The following is an 18,117-nucleotide window of genomic DNA, read 5'->3' on the forward strand; positions in this document are numbered from 1 at the left end:
TGGCGGCCGGCAGGTGGCCCGAAGCTGGCATGGTAGCGTGGTGCCACCAAAAACAAAACCGGGCCAGAGGCCCGGTTTTCGGTCACGTCAGATGCCTGATTACATGATGGTGAACGGCATGATGATGTGGAACTTGACGTCATGCTCGGAGCTGAACATGTTCGGGTAGTACCAGCTGCCCTTGTCGTCCTGTTCGTTGTTGTAGTCGGTGTAGTGCAGCTTGAACAGGGTGCCCTTCAGCTTGCCGTCCTGCACTGTGTACATGACGTCGAAGTTGGCTGCCCACTCTTTGCCGCCTTCCAGGGACTTGTCGCCGTTGTTGGCATCCCAGCCGTAGGCACCGGAGACACCCACGCCCCAGCCCGGTGCACCCACCAGATCATCCAGGGAACGAGTCACGCCGAAGAACAGGGCCTTCTCGTCGTTGTGGTTCCAGTCGGAGCGGGAATCCCACCAGATTTCGTTCGCGCCCTGGGAGTTGCCGTAGCCGCGGGTCAGACGGGGCAGGTAGTTGCCCAGATCCCCTTCAGCCTTGGTCCACAGGCCTTCCAGACGGAAGCCATAGGGGCCGGCTGCCCAGCTGGCGGTCAGGGCTTGTTGCCAGGCCAGGCCGTCATAGTCGCTGTTCTCGGTGTCGGAACCGTAGAACTGGTAGCTGGTGTTCAGGCCACCCAGTACGTCGAACTTGTGGGCCAGCTTGAAGTGGTAGCTGTCCATGTAGCCTTCGGACTGACCGAAGCCGGCGGTGACGGCAGTGCCGTTCTCGAAGGTGTAGCGAGCGGCCAGACCGTGGATGTAGTCGATCTTGTTCGCATCGGTGAAGGGATCGCTGGCATAGGGGCTGCTCTTGGAGAAGCCGGTGGTGTTCTTGAACCAGGGAGCCTTGTACTCGTCGGCGATGGCGTAGGTCAGGTAGAGGCCGCCGAAGGTGCCTTCGATCTGGCCACCACGGTAGGTACCGGGTTGATAGGACCAGTTGACGCCGAGGATGCCGGGTACATAGAGCTGGGTGTAACCACCCTTGGCGGTGACGGCGTCACCGAACTTGAATTTCAGGGCAGCGTTGGAGAGGCTGAAGCCGTTCTCGGGAACGCCGTCACCACCTGAACCCCACTTGTCGCCCCAGAAGGAGAATTCGTTCTCTTCGTTGACGCCATTGCTCTCGTCAACGGCCAGGTCGTAGGCACCGAAGCCGCCCACGTCGACGCCGACCACACCCCATGCATAGCCGGAGTTGAAGTTCAGGGCTGCCTGGGTGGTGGCATGGCTCAGGTTGGAGTGGTATTTGCCATCCTGACCCGGACCGGCCTGGACGCGATCACGCTCACGCTGGAAGTAGAACAGGCCACCGGTGAGCTTGCCTTCGTCGATGAAGGCGCTGTAGGACTTGCCGTATTCCGGGCTCATCATGTCTTGAGCGGCGAACGCCATGCCGGGGGCGACCAGTGCCGCGACCACGGCAGCACTCAACGCGGCGCGCTTGAAGATCACTTTTTCCATTTGTTATTGCTCCTGATTTTATGGACTTAGCTTTTTTATCCGGCAGCCGGGTAGGCACCCGCCGCTCGGTATTGGCATTGCAATCAACACCCCGAAGGGCAAAAAAATGGTTCTCTGTCGTGCCCTTGTGCCTGATGCCTTGGCGCATCGGTCGGGGCTATCTGCATCGTTACAGTCGTTATTTTTTGGCTGTCGATCCTTGGCGATCTGACATCACCAAGAGTACGTTCGCGGTGCGAAATATCAATGTAAAGTTCCCGGCAAGTTTCAAAAATATGACCGAGTGCAAATAATCATGATTCTTGGTGTGGGCACTCCCAGGCCACTCATGTCGGCAATGACAGCGCTTTCATGGTGATTTCACCGTTCTCCTGCGCAGATATTGCCGTCAAGGCAGAACTTTCTTTGTTAACCCGGTGGCAACATATAATTTTGTATCACAAAAAAAGATGGGCCCGGCGGGATGCCCACTGTCGTGAGCGTGAGCCGTCGCCCGACAGACAGGGGACCAGGGATGTGAAAGGGGTGAGGGAGCCTGTGACTGAATGGATGAGGCAACCCGTCATCGCCCGTGAAGACGTGACGGGAGCATCAAGAGAAGGGTTGCGGCAAGGCCGTACCGCGGGCAGGTAGACAGGGAACACGCCCCGGGTTTGGTGCGTTCCAGACCCGGGGGTTATCAGGCCTGGCTCAGGATCCGGGGGATCTGCTGGGCCTGGTGGTGTATGTGCTCCGAGACCTGCACCGAGAGGCGGCTGCCCTGGCGTGCGTGCTGGCTGATGCGACCAATGAGGGCGGCGAAGCTCGCCAGCCTGTGCTCCTGGCTCTTGGCATTGTCGGCGCCCTGCAGGGCGATGACGGCGGTGCTGCGCGCCATCTCCCGCACCGTCAGGGTGGTCTGGCGCAGTTGCTCCGCCTGCTGGCGCTGCTCGGCGGCCTCTGCGGTGATGCGGGCCAGCACGGTGGCGAGCTGATCCCCCGCCTGGGTGAGGCTCGCCAGGATCTCGGTGATCTGGCCGAGGGAGCGCTGGGTGTCGGCGGAGAGGTGGCGCACCTCGTCGGCTACCACCGCGAAGCCGCGTCCCTGCTCCCCGGCCCTGGCCGCCTCGATGGCGGCGTTGAGGGCCAGCAGGTTGGTCTGCTGGGAGATGTGGCCGATGACGTCGACGATGGCAGTCACGTCCTCCACCGAGCGGGTCAGCTGGGCCAGGGCGCCGCTGCTCTCGTCGATGGCGAGCCCGGTCTGGGCGGTAGCCGTCAGCATGCCCCCGACCAGCCGCTCGCTCTGGCTCATGGAGTGTTCATTGTGCTGGGCGTGCTGGGCGATTTCGGCGGCGACCTGGTGCACCTCGCTGGCGAGCTGGTTGAGCTCCTGCATCATGGTGTCGCTCTCATCCACCGCCTGTTCCGTGGTGCGGGTGCTGTGATGGATCTCCTGCACCTGGTTGACCATCCCTTGCAGACTTTGCGACACCGCCGATAGCTGGCCCTCTTTCTGCTGCTGATCCTGTTGCAGGCGCTGTATCAGGCGGTTGTAGCTCGCGACGATGTCCGCCAGTTCGTTGCGCTCGCGCCCCGGGGTCAGGAGCTGGGCCTGACCCGTGGCGTCGAGCTGCAGGAAGGCTGCCCGCAGTTGCAGCAGGGGCCTGACCAGCCAGCGACGCTGCACCAGGGCGAACAGCAGGGCCACCACGACCAGGCAGAGCGCCAGCACGCCGAGCACGGTGGCCAGCTCCCGGTTCATGGTCTGACGGGCGGCGGCGAGTTGTTCACCCAATTGCTCCCCCGCTTGCAGCAGCTGGGTGATGTCCTGCTGCACCATCTGACGAGCGGCTTGCTGCTGTTGCAGCGTCTTGCGGCTGTTTTCCAGCTCCTGGGGATAGCGCTTGAGCAGGGAGGTCAGCTCGGCTTTGGGCTGATCCCCGAGCTCCTTGCGTATCGGCTCTCCCAGGGTGAATTCGTCGGCCGGTGCCTCCTCGAAAAGCTCCATGCTCGGCAGGGCGGCCAGGGAGTCGGCCTACTTTTGCAGGGCAGCCAGCTCGAATTGCAGCCCTTCGAGACGCTTGGCGCTCGCCTGCTCCATGTAGTTCTGGCGCTGGTGGGCGAGGGAGGGGAGGGCGGTCAGGATGTCGGCCGCCCCCTGGCGATACTGCTCGGCAAGGGCCGGATCCCGCCCGGCGGCAGCCCCCTGCTGGCCGTAACGGAGCAAGGCTTTGGCCTGGGTGGTCAACTCGTTCTCGGCATTCTGCAGCAACCACTGGCTGTTGCCGGAGAGCTTGCCCGCCGCCAGATAGTCGCCGTCAATGCGGGTTTTCATCTGCTCAAGCCGGGCGTTTAGCGGCTGGGTCTGGGGATCCTCCAGGCGGGACAACAGGGCCAGCGCCTGCTGGCGCACCCCCTGTGCCTGGGCCAGCAGCAGGGGATCCCCGCTGCCGAGATAGTCGCGAAGCGCCCCCTGCAGCGGACCGCTCAGTTGCTGTTGCAGGCGCTCCTGCAAACGCTGGGCCTGGGCCGAGTGGTTGAATTGTTGCCAGCCATGATAGAGCGCGGTGGCCTGAACACCGGCCACCAGCAGCAAGACGAGGGAAGAGAGGGAGGCAAAATGGGCAATTTTCACATCAGATTCCTGCTTGAATCACGTAATGGGCGCGAGCTTAATCAGGTCTGATGGCGTTTTTATGACAGTGGCTGTGCCAGCTCCCGTTGACTTGGGCTCTTCACCAGCAGGCCGAGCAGGGCGCCGCCCATGATGAGCCCCCCCGCCAGCAGATGGCGCGGGGTGAGCGCCTCGCCGTTGAGCCAGACCAGCAGCAGGGTGCTCAGCAAGGGCGTGAGGTAGGCGAGCGCGCCGATGCGGCGCGGATCCCCGTCTCGCAGCGCCAGATACCAGGTGACGAAAGCCGCCCCCATGGGGCCGAGGGCGAGCCCGGCGATGAGCAGCCAGTCCCCCTGAGGGATCCGGGCGAATGGCAAGGGGCCTTCCAGCATCCATGCCAGCAGCAGGGCCAGGAGGCCTGCGGGCAGGCAGGCGGCGGCTGTGACCACGGCGGGAGCGGGAGGCAGGCGGCGGGAGAGCACGGAATAGGCGCCCCAGACGATGGCAGCGCCGAGGGCCAGCAGGTAGCCGGGCAGATGGGCCTGTTGCAGTTGCAGGTGACCATCGACCATCACCAGCACCGATCCCGCGAGACCCAGGGCCCCGGCCAGCAGATGGTGCAGGCTCAGGGGATGACCCGGCAGCAGCAAGGGGGTGAACAGGATGATGCACAGCGGCCAGAGGTAGTTGATGAGGTTTGCCTCCAGCACGGGGGCGTGGCGAAAGCTTGTGAACAGCAGCAGGTGATAGAGTAGCAGGGTGGTGATGGTCACCAGCCAGGTGAGGGGGCTGGCGCGCCACTGGCGCCAGAATGGCAGGGTGCCCGCCCCGCAGAACAGCAGCACCAGCCCTACCAGCACCAGCGGCGAGACGCTGGTGATCCGGGAAGTGAGCGCGGCGAGGGAGGCCCACAACAAGATGGTGAGCAGGGCAAAACCGGTGGACTTGTCCCACCAGGAAGACGCAGGCATCCAACACTCCTTTGCAAGATGAATGAACGAAAAAGAGGGCCAGTCTAGCAGACTGGCCCTCGTCACACAGCGTTGCCGTGACGGTGCGGGTTATGACTCCCGGCTCGGGACGGCCCCTGCCGCCGGGGCCAGGGACTGCCCCTTGACGTACCAGACGATGAGGGCCAGCACCAGCAGCGGCAGCACGGGGTCGAACCAGGTGCCGCCGGAGCCGAACAGCAGGTTCAGCAGGGCGACGCCGGTGCCGCCGATGGCCCAGGCGATGGTGGTCGGGATGGACCAGACGATCATCTGCTGCTTGACGTCGGAGATCCCCATCATGCGGTTGACCACCCAGAACAGGCTGTCGTTGAAGTAGCCGAAGAAGAGCGACCCCATGGTGGCGGCCTGGGCGGCCAGCAGCATGTTGACCCCGGGGATCTGCGCCAGGATGGGGGCGGAGATGGAGGCCGCCGTCACCATGGCCACGGTGCCGGATCCCTGGATGAGGCGCACCAGGGTCGCCACGATGAAGGGGATCAGGATGGGGGAGATGGGCAATTGGGCGATCTGCTCGGCCAGTTGCTGACCCGCACCGCTGTCGCGCAGCACGGCCCCCAGCGCCCCGCCGGCACCGGTCACCAGCAAGATGATGCCGGCGGATTGCAGCCCCTCTTCCAGGCGGGCGGCGGTGGCGTGCCTGTCCATGTGCGGGACCAGGGTATAGACCGCCAGCAGCACGCTGATGGCCAGCGCGATGATGGGGGTGCCGATGAAGTTGATGCCCTGCATCAGGGGGTTCGCCATCAGGCCGTCCATGCCCTCCAGGGTGGCCAGAGTGGTGAAGATGGCCTTGACGAAGATGAGCACGATGGGCACCAGGATCGGCAGCAGCGACAGGGTCAGGCTCGGCAGGGTCTTGCCCTCCTTCTCCTTGAGGTACTGCTCATAGGTGGCTTGCAGCTCGTCCGGGGTCTGGGCGGCCTGGGCACCGAACTCGGGGTACTTCTTGTCGAGCCACTGGGCGTAGAAGACGATGCCGAGCACGCAGGGGATGGCCAGGGCCATGCCGGTCAGCAGCATGGCGCCGATGTCCACGCCAAACAGGCCGGCAACCCCCAGCGGGCCCGGGGTCGGCGGCACGGTATGGTGGGTTACCACCAGGCCGCCCGCGAGCGCCACCCCCAGGGTGAGCAGGGAGCGCTTGCCGCTTTTCGCCAGCGCCTTGGCCACCGGATAGAGGATGACGAAGGCGGAGTCCACGAAGATGGGGATGCTGACGATGTAGCCCGTGATGGCCAGTGCCCACTCCTCGCGGCGCTTGCCGAGCCACTTGATGAAGCTGTAGGCGATCTGTTCGGCGGCGCCGGAGACCTCAAGCAGGCGACCCATCATGACCCCGAGGCCAATGACGATGCCGATGCTGCCGAGGGTGGAGCCAAAGCCCTGGGTGATCACGGTGAGGGTCTTGTCGATGCTCATGCCGCCGGTGATCCCGGCGATGCAGGCCGCCGCCAGCATGGCGATCAGGGCGTGCACCCGGGTACGGATGACCAGGAACACCAGCACGAAGACCGCGATGATGAGACCGATGATGGGGGTTGGGATGTCGCTCATGATGCCTCCTGCATGTCATGGGTGATGAAACTGTCGATGATGTCGGCAAACGTCCTGTCTGCCGCGAAGCCGAGGGTGCTGGCCCGCTGGTTGTCGATGCGTCCCGGCCAGCTCGCGACTATGCGCTCGATGGCCGGATCGGCGGCAAACTGCACCCGATCCCGGGCCGCCTGGCCACCGGCCCGGGCGAGGGCCTCCAGCATTTCGCCGACGGTCACGCTGATGCCGGGCAGGTTGATGCTGCGGGCGTCACCGGTGGCGGGAAGTCTTGCCGCCAGCAGGAAGTTCGCGACCACGGTGGCGGGGCTGGAGAGCCAGAGGCGCAGATCCGGGTTCACCGGGCAGATGGCGCTCTCCCCTTGCAGCGGCTCGCGGATGATGCTGCTGACAAAGGAGGAGGCGGCGCGGTTCGGCTTGCCCGGCCGCACGCAGATGGTGGGCAGGCGCAATACCAGACCGTCGACGAAGCCCTTGCGGCTGTAGTCGTTGACCAGCAGCTCTCCCATGGCCTTCTGGGCGCCGTAGGAGGAGGTGGGGGTCAGGGCGGTACCGTCATTCACCAGCTCCGGCAGCGGGCCGCCATAGACGGCGAGCGAGCTGGTGAAGACGAAGCGGATGCCCGGCCGGGCATGGCGGCACGCCTCCAGCAGGGTGCGGGTGGTGTCCAGGTTGACCTTCCAGCCCAGATCGAAGTCCTGCTCCGCGTGGCTGCTGACGATGGCGGCCAGGTGGTAGACCACGGCGGTCCGCTCGCTGATGAGGGACTCGGCGACACCGGGTTCGGTGAGGTCGGCCCGGAGACAGCGAACCCTGGGGTCCGGTAGGGGGGATTGCGGCTGCTGGATGTCCACCAGCAGCAGCTCGGTGAAGGGGTGGGGGCCTTGCAGCAGGGCCCGGGCCAGTTTCTGGCCCAGGAAGCCACCGCCGCCGGTGATGATGATCTGCATCTTGTTATCCTCAGACTCGTTCATGTTCAGGGTCGTTATTGTTGTGTCAACCAGCCCAGCCCTTCCCGGGTGCCGGCTCTGGGGTTGTACTCGCAGCCTATCCAGTCGTGGTAGCCCGCCTGCGCCAGCGCCTTGAACAGGTGGGGGTAGGCGATCTCCCCCTCGTCAGGCTCGTGGCGATCCGGTACCGAGGCGATCTGGACGTGGCCGATGGCCGGGCCCAGCTTGCCGATGAGACGGGTGAGATCCCCGTCCATGATCTGGGCGTGATAGAGGTCGAGCTGCACCCCCACGTTGGGTCTGTCTATCTCCTGCACCAGGGCCAGGGCATCGAGCTGGTGGGCCAGGAAGTAGCCGGGTACATCCCTATCGTTGAGGGGCTCGAGCAGTACCTTGATGCCGTCTTCGGCCAGGAAGTCGGCGGCGAAGCGGATGTTGTCGATCAGGGTCTGGCGGTGGGCCGAGAGGCTATGAGCCGGGTCCACTATGCCGCTCATGGCGTGTACCTTGGTGCAGCCGAGCGCCAGGGCATAGTCACGCACGCTTGGCAGGTGGCCGCGAAACTCCGCTTCCCGCCCCGGGATGGCGGCCATGCCGCGCTCCCCTGCCGCCCAGTTGCCCGGCGGCATGTTGAACAGGGCCTGGGAGAGCCCCTGCTCGCGCAACCGGCGGCCCAGATCTGCGGCCGGCCACTCGTAGGGGAAGAGGAACTCCACCGCCTCGAAGCCTGCGTCGCGGGCGGCGGCGAAGCGCTCCAGGAACGGCACCTCGGTAAACAGCATGGTGAGATTGGCGGCAAACTTGCTCATGGTTTCATCCTCCTCAATTCATCAATTTCGGGTTCGCTCAGGTAGCGGATGGCGTGGCCATGGAGCATCAGTGCCAGGCGCGCCGTCTCCTCCAGCTCTTCCATGTTGTTGACCGCATCCACCAGATCCTTGCCCGTCACCACGGGGCCGTGGTTGGCCAGCAGGAAGGCGTTGCCTTCGGGGGCGCGGCGCCCCAGCTCCTCGGCGATGCGGGCATCCCCCGGTTTGTAGTAGGGGATGAGCGGCAACTGGCCGACCCGCATCACGTAGTAGGGGGTGAAGGGGCGGATGACGTTGGCCGGATCCAGCCCCTCCAGACAGGAGAGGGCGGTCAGGTGGGTGCAGTGCAGGTGCACCACGGCCCGGCAGTCCGGATTGTTGTGGTAGATGGCGAGGTGGAAGGCCACCTCCTTGGAGGGGCGATCTCCCCCCAGGTGTTCCCCCTGCAGGTTGACGTGAGAGAGCCTGTCGGCGCTGAGCCGTCCCAGACAGGAGCCGGTCGGGGTGGCGATCAGGGTACCGTCCGGCAGCAGGGCGGAGAGGTTGCCGGCGCCCCCGGTGGCATAACCGCGCTGGAAGAGGGAGGCCCCCAGCATCACCATGGTGTCGCGCAGTGCCTGTTCAGTCATGGAAGTACTCCTGAGCCTTGTCGAAGAAGTCGTCGCTCCCGAAATTGCCGGACTTGAGGGCCAGCGACAGGGGGGCGTCGATGGCCCGCACCCAGGGCACACCGGGGGCGATCTGCGGGCCTATGTGGAACGCCTTGACGCCGAGAGCCTGGGTGACCCGGCTCGAGGTCTCGCCACCGGCGATGATGAAGCGGTCCACGCCGGCGCCTTGCAGCAGTTGGGCGAGGCGGGCAAAGCAGTGTTCCACCGCGTCGCTGGCCGCCTGCTGGCCGTGGGTTTCCTGAATGCGGGCCAGCTCAACCGGGCTGGTGGTGGCGTAGACCAGCGGCGCCGGTGTCCGGGGCTGGTCCAGTACCCAGCGCGCCAGCTCGGCCGGGTAGTCGGCATCCTCGAGGCAGCGCACCACATCCAGCGCCAGGGCAGGAGCGTGCTGGCGATAGCGGGCCACCTGACGGTTGGTCATCTCGGAGCAGGATCCCGACAGCACCGCGGCGCGGCTGCCTCTGGGCCAGCCCGCCTCGCGGGCACCCTGCAGATCGCCGCTGCCAAGCTGACGGGCCAGGCCGATGGCGAGGCCGGATCCGCCGGTCACCAGGGGCATGTCGAGGGCGGCGGTGGCGATGTCCAGCAGGTGCTGCTCGGTCAGGGTGTCGACCACGGCGTAGCGCGCACCAGCTTGCGTTAGCTGCTCAAAGGCGTCGGCAATGGCGCCGGGACCCTGTGAGATGGTATTGAACGGCACCAGACCGGCGCGGCCCTGGGCTTGCCCCTCCATCAGCCGCAGCAGGTTGCTGTCGGTCATGGGGGTGATGGGGTGATGGCGCATGCCGGACTCGGCGAGCGGCTGGGCGCCGACGAACAGGTTGCCCTGATAGACGGTGCGACCGTTCACCGGCAGGGCCGGGCAGATCAGGGTGAACTTGCTCTCCAACGCCGCCAGCAGGGCGTCGGTGACGGGGCCGATGTTGCCCGCTGCCGTGCTGTCGAAGGTGGAGCAGTACTTCTGGTAGATGCGCGGGCAGCCGCGGGCCTTGAGCCAGTCGAGGGCCGCCAGGGAGTCGCGCACCGCTTCGTCCGCGGGGCAGGAGCGGCTCTTGAGGCTGATCACCACGGCATCGACCGGGGGCAGATCCCCGTCATGCTCCGGCACGCCGGCGAGTTGCAGGGTGGAGAGGCCGTTTTCCACCAGGAAACCGGCGATGTCGGTGGCGCCGGTGAAGTCGTCTGCGATGACTCCGAGTTTCATGCTTGCTCCTCCTGACCCGGCAGCTGGATGCCGGAGAAGATCTTGATGACGGCGCTGTCATCTTCCTGGCCGTGTCCTGCGTTGCTGGCGCCGAGGAACATGTTCAGCGCCGTGCTCGCGAGCGGCAGCGGGAAGCGCAGCGCCTTGGCGGTGTCCGCCACCAGGGTGAGATCCTTGACGAAGATGTCCACTGCGGAGCGGGCCTGGTAGTCACCGGCCAGCACCCGGGGCATGCGGTTTTCAAACATCCAGGAGTTGCCGGCGGCATGGGTCACCACGTCATACATGAGATCCAGGGGCACGCCGGCCCGACTGGCCAGGGCCATGGCCTCGGCGGCCACCGCGATGTGCACCCCGGCCAGCAGCTGGTGGATGATCTTGACGGTGCTGCCCTGGCCCGGCTCGCTGCCGACCCGGTAGACCTTGCCGGCCACCGCATCCAGCACAGGGGCCAGCTTGTCGAAGGCGGCGTCGGCGCCTGCGGCCATCACCGTCATTTCGCCGGCATCGGCCTTGATGGCACCACCGGAAACCGGCGCATCCAGCATCGGCAACCCCATCAGCGCCAGCTCGGCAGCCAGGGCGCTCGCCTCTTCGGCGGCGATGGTGGAAGAGACCATGATGGCGGTGCCCGGTTTGAGGTGGCGAGCCAGCCCCGCTTCGCCGAGCAGGATGCGGCGTACCTGGGTGGCGTTGACCACCAGCAACAGCACGGCATCGAGCGTCTCGGCCAGGGGCCTGGCATCGGCCATGACGGCGGCGGCACCGGCCTGCTGCAACTGGCCGCGGGCCTGTTCGCTGAGGTCGATGCCATAGGTGGTGAGCCCGGCCCGCAGGCAGGAACGGGCGGCGCCCATGCCCATGGCGCCCAGGCCGATGACCGCAACATGATAGGGAGTGCTCATCTCGTGATTCCTCGATTACGACTGATGAGCAGATAGTAGAGGCTTGCGGCGATGAAATATCAGGCAGTTGTCACAAAAAATAACTTATTACGTGTTAACTTTTGTTATTTATGAAGGTTGAGATTCTTTCGAGTCAAATTTTGGCGTTTTTATTGTGAATAAATGTGATTTGTGAGCCCGTTTCAGGTTATTTATCATTTTTTCCCAGGTCGCTGGGGTAGAATGGCACCTTCCTTTTCCCGAGGCGCGAGGCAAGATGATTCCCGTAGAGCGACAGCAACGTATCCTGCAACTGCTGGCAGAGCGCGGCGTGGTCAGCATAGTGGAGCTGACCGACTGGCTGCAGGTCTCCCACATGACCATCAGGCGCGACATCCAGAAGCTGGAGGAGCAGGGGAGGGTACTCTCTGTCTCCGGCGGGGTCAGCCTCTCCCAGCGGATCAAGAGCGAGCCGTCACACGCCGCCAAGCGCAGCCTGATGCAGGGGGCCAAGCTGGCCATTGCCCGGCTCGCCGCCGCCCAGGTGAGCGAGGGGAGCACCGTCTATCTGGATGCCGGTACCACCTCCCTGGAGCTGGCCCGGGAGCTGGCGCTTCGGGAAGACTTGATGATAGTGACCAACGACTTCATGGTCTGCGCCTACCTCATCGAGCACGGCCGCTGCCGCCTCTATCACACCGGGGGTCAGGTCATTCGCGAGAACCAGTCCTGTGCCGGGGAGGCCACCGCCCACTTCCTGCGCAACCTCCATCTGGACATCGCCTTCCTGTCAGCCTCCTCCTGGGACAGTCAGGGGATCTCCACCCCGAGCGAACAGAAGGTGCCGGTGAAGCGAGCCGTGGTGGAGTCGGCGGCGACGCGCATCCTCATCTGCGATTCGTCCAAATATGGCAAGGTGGGGACCTTCAACGTGGTGAGCTGGGATGCGATCGATCAGGTGATCACCGACGAGCAACTGCCCCAGAGCGCCCGCGAGGCATTGGCACAGCACGGGGTCAGAGTGACCATGGCGCCGCTGGCCAGTCTGGTGGCCAGCGCCGAACAGGGGTAAGGAAAAGGGCGACAGGGGGCGAACCACAGCGCCACCCGGCCGGGATCAGCGACCCTCTGCGGCCGGTGCGTCCGTCAGCTTGGCGGAGCCCTGGATCACCTCCCCCGCCTTCTCGATGTCCCGTCCCATCCCGTGGATGGTGTTGCAGCCCAGCAACCAGAGGCTGGTGCACAGCACCAGCAGCATGCGATTCGTCTTCATCCTTGCTCCTTTCATGCTATGGGGTCAGTTTGAGCAGGCGCCCCTGGTCTGAATCCGTCAACAGGTAGAGGGCGCCGTCGGGGCCCTCCTTGACGGTACGGATCCGCTCCCCCAGATCGGTCAGCAGCCGCTCTGCCGACACTATCTTGTCTCCGTCGAGGTGCAGGCGCAACAAGGCCTGACCGCGCAGGGCGCCGACGAACAGATCCCCCTGCCACTCCCTGAACAGGTTCCCCTGATAAAAGGCCATGCCCGAGGGGGCGATGGAGGGCACCCAGATCCAGCGCGGTGCCGTCATGCCCGGCGCGCTCTGGCCCACGCCAATCTTGCCGCCCCCGTACTCCTCGCCAAAGGTCACTCTGGGCCAGCCGTAGTTGTGGCCTGGCAGGATGAGGTTGACCTCGTCCCCGCCCTGGGGACCGTGCTCGTGAGCCCAGAACTGCTGGCTGCCCGGACGCAGGGCCGCCCCCTGCATGTTGCGATGGCCCAGGCTCCAGATCTCCGGCAGGGCCCCCGGCGTCTTGACGAAGGGGTTGTCGGCGGGGACCCGGCCATCCTTGTGCAGGCGTACTGTCTTGCCGAGGTGGTTGTCCAGCGTCTGGGCCCGCTCCCGCTCGCTGTAGCGATCCCCCAGGGTGATGAAGAGATAGCCATCCTCCGTTAGCACCAGGCGGGAGCCGAAGTGGGCGCCGCCGGCCACCTTGGGCTCTTGGCGAAACAGCAGTTGCCAGTCGACGAGGGCCTCTTTTTGCAGCCGGGCCCGGGCCACGGCGGTGCCAGCCCCCCCGTCCCCCGGCTCGCTGTAGCTGAGATAGAGCCAGCCATCGCTGTCCAGGGCGAGATCGAGCAGACCCCCCTGACCCGTGGCGGCGAGGGGCGGCAGGCCGGAGACCACATGGCGGTTGCCATCTGCATCGATGTGCAGCAGGCGCCCAGGGCGCTCGCTGACGAGGTAGCCGCCATCCGGCAGGAAGGCGAGCCCCCAGGGGTGGCGTAGCTCCCCCGCCACCGGGGTCAGGGTCAGTGCCCGCACCGGGAGCACCAGGCAGACAAGCAGCAGGGCAAACAGTCGCAACATGGGGGCCTCCTCGCTCGGCCAGACCTGAATGTCGCTGAAGTATAGGGGAGGCAAACGGGAAAACGTGAGCAACAACAAGCCATTGGATGATACCGGCAGCGCCTGTTGTCCCTTGGGGTTGGAAGGGAAAGGGGGTGAGCCAGGGCTCACCCCGTCTGGCTAGAAGAGGGCTGGCACGATGCGAAGCGGGTGATCCGATGGTTTGACTTTGCCTATCTTGCGCTTGGGCAGCTTCACCGGCTCCGCCGGCAGCGCCTCGTAGGGGATGTGCGCCAGCAGGTGGGAGATGATGTTGAGGCGCACCCGTTTCTTGTCCTCGGAGTGGGCCACGAACCAGGGGGCCCAGGCGGTGTCGGTGGCGATGAACATGGCATCCCGCGCCCGGGTGTAATCATCCCAGCGATCGAAGGACTTGATGTCCATGGGGGAGAGCTTCCAGATCTTGCGGCCATCGTCGATGCGATCACGCAGCCGCCGCTCCTGCTCTTGTGGGGTCACCTCCAGCCAGTACTTCAGCAGAATGATGCCAGAGTCCACCAGGGCTTTTTCCACCATGGGGGTGCCAGCCAGGAATTTGTCGCTCGCCTCCTCGCTGCAAAAGCCCATGATGCGCTCCACCCCGGCCCGGTTGTACCAGCTGCGATCGAAGATGACGATCTCCCCCGCCGCCGGCAGATGGGGGATGTAGCGCTGGAAGTAGAGCTGGCTCTTCTCCCGCTCCGTGGGGGCGGGCAGTGCGACGACCCGAAAGACCCGGGGGCTGACCCGCTCGGTGATCGCCTTGATGGTGCCCCCCTTGCCGGCCCCGTCGCGCCCCTCGAAGACGATGCAGACCTTGAGCCCCTTGTGCACTACCCACTGCTGCAGCCTGACCAGCTCCACGTGCAAGAGGCGCAGCGCCTTTTCGTATGCCTTGTTGCCAAGGGGCTTTTGCGCCTCGGCCACGACCGGTTCTTCCGTTCTGGATTTTCGTTTGCTGCCCATGATGTCCTTCTCTGTGTCTCGGCGAATGGAGGGCCGTCCTGCCGGACGGCGCCCTTCAAGGGTAGATGACGGTGTGCCGCCACCGGGAGTGGCAACTACAGGGGGATGGCCGGGATCATCTTTGGTGGGGCTCGCGGGGTTGTTGGTGGCAGTGAGACATTGAAGAGGGGGGGCGGGACCTGGCCGCCATGGATGCAGGGGAAATGGCGCAGAAACGCACAAGGGGCTGGCATCATGACGATGCCAGCCCCTTGCTGTGTATGGCGTTCCCGACTGGAGTCGAACCAGTGGCCTGTCCCTTAGGAACCAAGGTAGGTAGTGTTTCAGAAGGTTTTATAAAGTTGAATTTCTGATTTTAACCTATTGTTTTTAATGTTTATTTTTCTTGTTGTAGGTTTCAGCTAGTTTCATGAAGTCTCACCCTATATCATGTTTGCTGTGGTACCCCAAGTGGTACCCCAAACAGGGGGGAGAGAATGCTATGGCAAGAAAACCGGTAACGCAGGATCGAGAGATCCCCTCATTGATTTTGCAAGGGGAGGCTTCGATTACCCGCTATGCGGTGAAATCTCCCCATGGCGGTGGATTAGCTATTGAGGTTAGGGCAGGGAAGAGCAAGCGGTTTGTCTATCGTTATCGGATTGCTGGTACTCAGGCGACAGTTGTTCTGGGTAATTACCCGGCGTTGTCGTTGGCGCGAGCCAGGCTTGAGCATGCAGAGCTGGCTGCCTTAGTAAAGAAAGGGATAGATCCACGCAAGCATGTTGCTAGTGAAAAGGCTAAAAATGAAACCGCCCTGACGATGGATGAGTTACTTGGGCGATGGCTCGATGCACAACGTATTGCTCAGGTCGTCAAACCCAAGACCCTCCAATGTCATCAGGATCGTTGGAATCGTCATCTCAAGAAGACCCTCGGTAATATTCGTTTAATCGATCTGACTCGTGCACACCTGGCACAAGCGTTAGAGATAACTCGGCGTGCAACAAAAGACGAAACCCGTAAGGGGTTGGGAACGCTGAACCAGATGTTGGATTATGCGGTGGTTCACTGCCTTATCGAGGCCAACCCTGCGAGACTGTTGCGGCCCAAGGATTTTGGTGCCAGTGCTGGTTCGCCAAGAGAGAGATGGCTGACAGTCCCCGAATTGCGCAGGCTATGGAAAGCGATTGATGAGGATCTTGGCAGTGGTGGTAGCTTGGCGGCTGGAGGGCGTGGCGTTTCTCGCCATGCCACTATTTCTCTACCAGCAGCGAATGCGATCAAGCTATTGATACTGACCGGATGTCGTAGAGGCGAAGTCGCTAATATGCGTTTTTCACAGATCAAGGATGATATATGGACCATACCTGAAACCAAAAATGGTAGAGCTCACACTGTCTTTATTTCTCCTCAAGCGAGATCAGTAATTGAGGAACAGGGGCAGTATGCCAATGGTGATTTCGTATTCGAATCTGATCGTCCAAAAAATTATGAAATAGAGCCAATTTTAGTCGACTCAATTACACGAGCGCTAAGACGATTCATTGCCAGATGTTTAGCTGATATGGAACCATTTACTGTCCATGATTTACGGCGTAGTGCGGCTACTAACTGGGCGGAAAGACTAGATATTGAGGAAAGAGTGATTGAGCTTTGCTTGAATCACACTCCTATTAATAAACTGATTAGAACTTACCATCGTTCACGCCATACTGAGAAAACCCGTCTTGTATGGATTAAGTGGGGGAGGCTAGTTGCAGATGAGGTTATGCAAGACCCAGAGTCAGATATGGTATCTCACAATGTGATAAAAATGAACTTTGGTCGAAAGTAGCCATATATACTCTCGGGTTTATATGCAGCTATGGCCGAATATAACCTAGCTGCATTAAGCGATGCTACTAAGTAACATATATCATCTTGGTAGTTTGTTATACTCAGCTCTGATAAGTGCCTCAACAATCGCATTCTTATTTTCATTTCTAGCCAAGCTAAGCTTGTCCAGGATATCTCCGATGTCATGGCTCATATTGATGCTGTATTGTTTTTTTGTTTTATTTCTTTCCCTGTACGTCCTCTGATTCCATGCCTTTCTAATATTAATGACTATCCATTTGTATTTGTCCTCATTGAACGTATTAAGCACGTCTAAAAATGATATTAGATCATTCATAAGGCTACCAGAATTAGGCATTGTAAGCGGTACATAATCTAATTTAACTGAAATTAGATATTCACAAAGCCATTTTGTTTTTTGAGTTTTATGGTTGGCAAACCAATTGGTCACTTCGTTGTGTCTTAAGTATTTATCGGCGGCATCTTTGACGTACCTAACCAACTCCATCTTTTCATATTTAGTGTTGTTAAGTCTGTTGATGAAATAAATAATGTCTTGCTTTGTTACAGTGTGGTTGTCTATATGCGCCATTCTCACCATATGTTTCGAGTTGATATCAGCGCTTGGAATTATTGGCGATATATGGTGATGGAAGATATTATCTAGCCCCATGAAAATTTTTTCAATAGCCCAGCTTAGATGACTCATTAGCCTCCATATATAACATAATTGCCTAAATAGCTGTTCCGAATAGTAGATCACCGGAGGAAGGGAACTCAGTCCAGTTTGTGCGATCTGATTAGTCGCTAAACAAAACAAGCCACACCCAAAGGACTGAGTTGATGCCTATCCTACCACCTCTGCCACGACCACAACGGCGCCGCATTCACAAAATCATCCATGCCACCCGTGATAAAGGACATGCTCGTCGCTTGATGGCCATCTTGCTGTTACATGAAGGACGCACGATCACCGATGTTCATCACCTTACCGGCGCTGCGCGCTCGACCATCGGTCGTTGGCTTCGGTGGTATCGAGATGAAGGCATAGATGCGCTAGAAGCCTTACCGGCTGGCCGTGCCCCAGTCTTACCTATCGCCAAGATTGTCACCTTACTGGTGCTGCTCATGCAGTTTTCTCCGCAAGATTTTGGTTATCAGCGCAGCCGTTGGTGTACTGAACTATTGGCTATAAAAATCAATCGGTTAACAGGGCTAAATGTGGCAGCCTCCACGCTCCGCCGATGGTTACCTCGTATGGGCATTGTCTGGCGCAGGCCCGTGCCGACCTTGCGGATAAAAGACCCAGCCTATCAGGAAAAAATGGCGAATATCGACGCCGCGCTGGCCCGCTGTGATGCCGATAATCCGGTGTTTTATGAGGATGAAGTCGATATAGACCTCAATCCCAAATTAGGAGCCGACTGGATGTTCAGAGCGCAGCAAAAGCGGGTTGTCACACCGGGGCAGAATGCCAAGCATTATCTGGCAGGCGTTCTCCACGCAGGCAACGGAAGGGTACTTTACGTCAGCGGGATCAAGAAAAACTCATCGCTGTTTATTGCCATGCTGGAAAAGCTGCGCCACCACTACCGACGAGCCAAAACCATCACGTTGATCCTCGATAACTACATCATTCACAAAAGCAAACAGACCGAGCGATGGTTGAAGAAGAATCCCAAGTTCTGCCTGGTGTTCCAGCCAGTTTACAGCCCTTGGGTTAATCACATAGAACGGCTACATGTACAGGATCTTTAGCTACAACCAATTGAAATAGATAGAAAAA

The 18,117-nt window shown here is 61.5% G+C and carries 14 protein-coding genes and 2 pseudogenes; 3 read left to right on the forward strand and 13 right to left on the reverse strand.

Going from position 1 to position 18,117, the window contains the following annotated elements:
* Positions 1-99 precede the first annotated feature (99 nt).
* The 9 genes and pseudogenes from H7R73_RS04975 to ltnD all read right to left on the reverse strand — a co-directional run bounded on the left by H7R73_RS04975 (position 100) and on the right by ltnD (position 11,199).
* Positions 100-1,500, reverse strand: coding sequence for an OprD family outer membrane porin (locus tag H7R73_RS04975; RefSeq protein WP_010673291.1), 1,401 nt, complete (start codon positions 1,498-1,500; stop codon positions 100-102).
* A 679-nt stretch (positions 1,501-2,179) separates the two neighbouring features.
* A pseudogene (locus H7R73_RS04980) lies at positions 2,180-4,117 on the reverse strand (methyl-accepting chemotaxis protein).
* A 59-nt stretch (positions 4,118-4,176) separates the two neighbouring features.
* The gene (locus H7R73_RS04985; protein ID WP_103260715.1) at positions 4,177-5,067 is read right to left on the reverse strand and encodes a DMT family transporter; all 891 of its coding nucleotides are present in this window, start codon (positions 5,065-5,067) and stop codon (positions 4,177-4,179) included.
* A gap of 90 nt (positions 5,068-5,157) precedes the next feature.
* The gene (locus H7R73_RS04990) at positions 5,158-6,663 is read right to left on the reverse strand and encodes a GntP family permease (protein ID WP_103260714.1); all 1,506 of its coding nucleotides are present in this window, start codon (positions 6,661-6,663) and stop codon (positions 5,158-5,160) included.
* Positions 6,660-7,634, reverse strand: coding sequence for a D-erythronate dehydrogenase (gene denD / locus H7R73_RS04995; RefSeq protein ID WP_232092741.1), 975 nt, complete (start codon positions 7,632-7,634; stop codon positions 6,660-6,662). The genes H7R73_RS04990 and denD overlap by 4 nt, the downstream gene beginning before the upstream one ends.
* Before the next feature lie 11 nt (positions 7,635-7,645).
* A complete protein-coding gene (otnI, locus tag H7R73_RS05000) occupies positions 7,646-8,419 on the reverse strand; it encodes a 2-oxo-tetronate isomerase (protein ID WP_103260712.1) in 774 nt (257 codons plus the stop codon).
* Positions 8,416-9,048, reverse strand: coding sequence for a 3-oxo-tetronate 4-phosphate decarboxylase (gene otnC / locus H7R73_RS05005; RefSeq protein ID WP_039041066.1), 633 nt, complete (start codon positions 9,046-9,048; stop codon positions 8,416-8,418). The genes otnI and otnC overlap by 4 nt, the downstream gene beginning before the upstream one ends.
* A complete protein-coding gene (otnK, locus tag H7R73_RS05010; protein WP_103260711.1) occupies positions 9,041-10,294 on the reverse strand; it encodes a 3-oxo-tetronate kinase in 1,254 nt (417 codons plus the stop codon). The genes otnC and otnK overlap by 8 nt, the downstream gene beginning before the upstream one ends.
* Complete coding sequence (gene ltnD, locus H7R73_RS05015; protein WP_103260710.1) at positions 10,291-11,199, reverse strand: L-threonate dehydrogenase; 909 nt, start codon at positions 11,197-11,199, stop codon at positions 10,291-10,293. Before ltnD ends, otnK begins: the two co-directional genes overlap by 4 nt.
* 256 nt (positions 11,200-11,455) lie before the next feature.
* On the opposite strand from ltnD, the gene H7R73_RS05020 reads away from it, so the two are divergent.
* Complete coding sequence (locus H7R73_RS05020) at positions 11,456-12,250, forward strand: DeoR/GlpR family DNA-binding transcription regulator (RefSeq protein WP_010673300.1); 795 nt, start codon at positions 11,456-11,458, stop codon at positions 12,248-12,250.
* Positions 12,251-12,295: 45 nt separating this feature from the next.
* On the opposite strand, the gene H7R73_RS24375 is transcribed toward H7R73_RS05020, so the two are convergent.
* From H7R73_RS24375 to ppk2, 3 genes are all read right to left on the reverse strand, one after another.
* A complete protein-coding gene (locus H7R73_RS24375; protein ID WP_010673301.1) occupies positions 12,296-12,451 on the reverse strand; it encodes an entericidin A/B family lipoprotein in 156 nt (51 codons plus the stop codon).
* 16 nt (positions 12,452-12,467) lie between these two features.
* A complete protein-coding gene (locus H7R73_RS05030; protein WP_103260709.1) occupies positions 12,468-13,529 on the reverse strand; it encodes a PQQ-dependent sugar dehydrogenase in 1,062 nt (353 codons plus the stop codon).
* A 159-nt stretch (positions 13,530-13,688) separates the two neighbouring features.
* The gene (ppk2, locus tag H7R73_RS05035; protein WP_010673303.1) at positions 13,689-14,513 is read right to left on the reverse strand and encodes a polyphosphate kinase 2; all 825 of its coding nucleotides are present in this window, start codon (positions 14,511-14,513) and stop codon (positions 13,689-13,691) included.
* 481 nt (positions 14,514-14,994) lie between these two features.
* On the opposite strand from ppk2, the gene H7R73_RS05040 reads away from it, so the two are divergent.
* Positions 14,995-16,329, forward strand: coding sequence for a tyrosine-type recombinase/integrase (locus H7R73_RS05040; protein ID WP_103261176.1), 1,335 nt, complete (start codon positions 14,995-14,997; stop codon positions 16,327-16,329).
* An 81-nt stretch (positions 16,330-16,410) separates the two neighbouring features.
* Here the strand turns inward: H7R73_RS05040 and H7R73_RS05045 are convergent, their stop codons facing one another.
* Positions 16,411-17,040, reverse strand: coding sequence for a hypothetical protein (locus tag H7R73_RS05045; protein WP_103260708.1), 630 nt, complete (start codon positions 17,038-17,040; stop codon positions 16,411-16,413).
* Between the two features lie 134 nt (positions 17,041-17,174).
* Between H7R73_RS05045 and H7R73_RS05050 the strand changes: the two are divergent.
* Positions 17,175-18,071, forward strand: a pseudogene (locus H7R73_RS05050) (IS630-like element ISAhy2 family transposase); the annotation flags it as partial.
* Positions 18,072-18,117: the final 46 nt, after the last annotated feature.

Source organism: Aeromonas sp. WP2-W18-CRE-05 (assembly GCF_014168615.1).
In the GTDB taxonomy this organism is placed as follows: domain Bacteria; phylum Pseudomonadota; class Gammaproteobacteria; order Enterobacterales; family Aeromonadaceae; genus Aeromonas; species Aeromonas caviae.

Coding starts and splice junctions, on each gene's coding strand:
- H7R73_RS04975 (WP_010673291.1), bottom strand. CDS start 1,500: ATGGAAAAAGTGATCTTCAAGCGCGCCGCGTTGAGTGCTGCCGTGGTC.
- otnK (WP_103260711.1), bottom strand. CDS start 10,294: ATGAAACTCGGAGTCATCGCAGACGACTTCACCGGCGCCACCGACATC.
- H7R73_RS05020 (WP_010673300.1), top strand. CDS start 11,456: ATGATTCCCGTAGAGCGACAGCAACGTATCCTGCAACTGCTGGCAGAG.
- H7R73_RS05040 (WP_103261176.1), top strand. CDS start 14,995: ATGGCAAGAAAACCGGTAACGCAGGATCGAGAGATCCCCTCATTGATT.
- H7R73_RS24375 (WP_010673301.1), bottom strand. CDS start 12,451: ATGAAGACGAATCGCATGCTGCTGGTGCTGTGCACCAGCCTCTGGTTG.
- otnI (WP_103260712.1), bottom strand. CDS start 8,419: ATGAGCAAGTTTGCCGCCAATCTCACCATGCTGTTTACCGAGGTGCCG.
- ppk2 (WP_010673303.1), bottom strand. CDS start 14,513: ATGGGCAGCAAACGAAAATCCAGAACGGAAGAACCGGTCGTGGCCGAG.
- H7R73_RS05030 (WP_103260709.1), bottom strand. CDS start 13,529: ATGTTGCGACTGTTTGCCCTGCTGCTTGTCTGCCTGGTGCTCCCGGTG.
- H7R73_RS04985 (WP_103260715.1), bottom strand. CDS start 5,067: ATGCCTGCGTCTTCCTGGTGGGACAAGTCCACCGGTTTTGCCCTGCTC.
- H7R73_RS05045 (WP_103260708.1), bottom strand. CDS start 17,040: ATGAGTCATCTAAGCTGGGCTATTGAAAAAATTTTCATGGGGCTAGAT.
- denD (WP_232092741.1), bottom strand. CDS start 7,634: ATGAACGAGTCTGAGGATAACAAGATGCAGATCATCATCACCGGCGGC.
- H7R73_RS04990 (WP_103260714.1), bottom strand. CDS start 6,663: ATGAGCGACATCCCAACCCCCATCATCGGTCTCATCATCGCGGTCTTC.
- ltnD (WP_103260710.1), bottom strand. CDS start 11,199: ATGAGCACTCCCTATCATGTTGCGGTCATCGGCCTGGGCGCCATGGGC.
- otnC (WP_039041066.1), bottom strand. CDS start 9,048: ATGACTGAACAGGCACTGCGCGACACCATGGTGATGCTGGGGGCCTCC.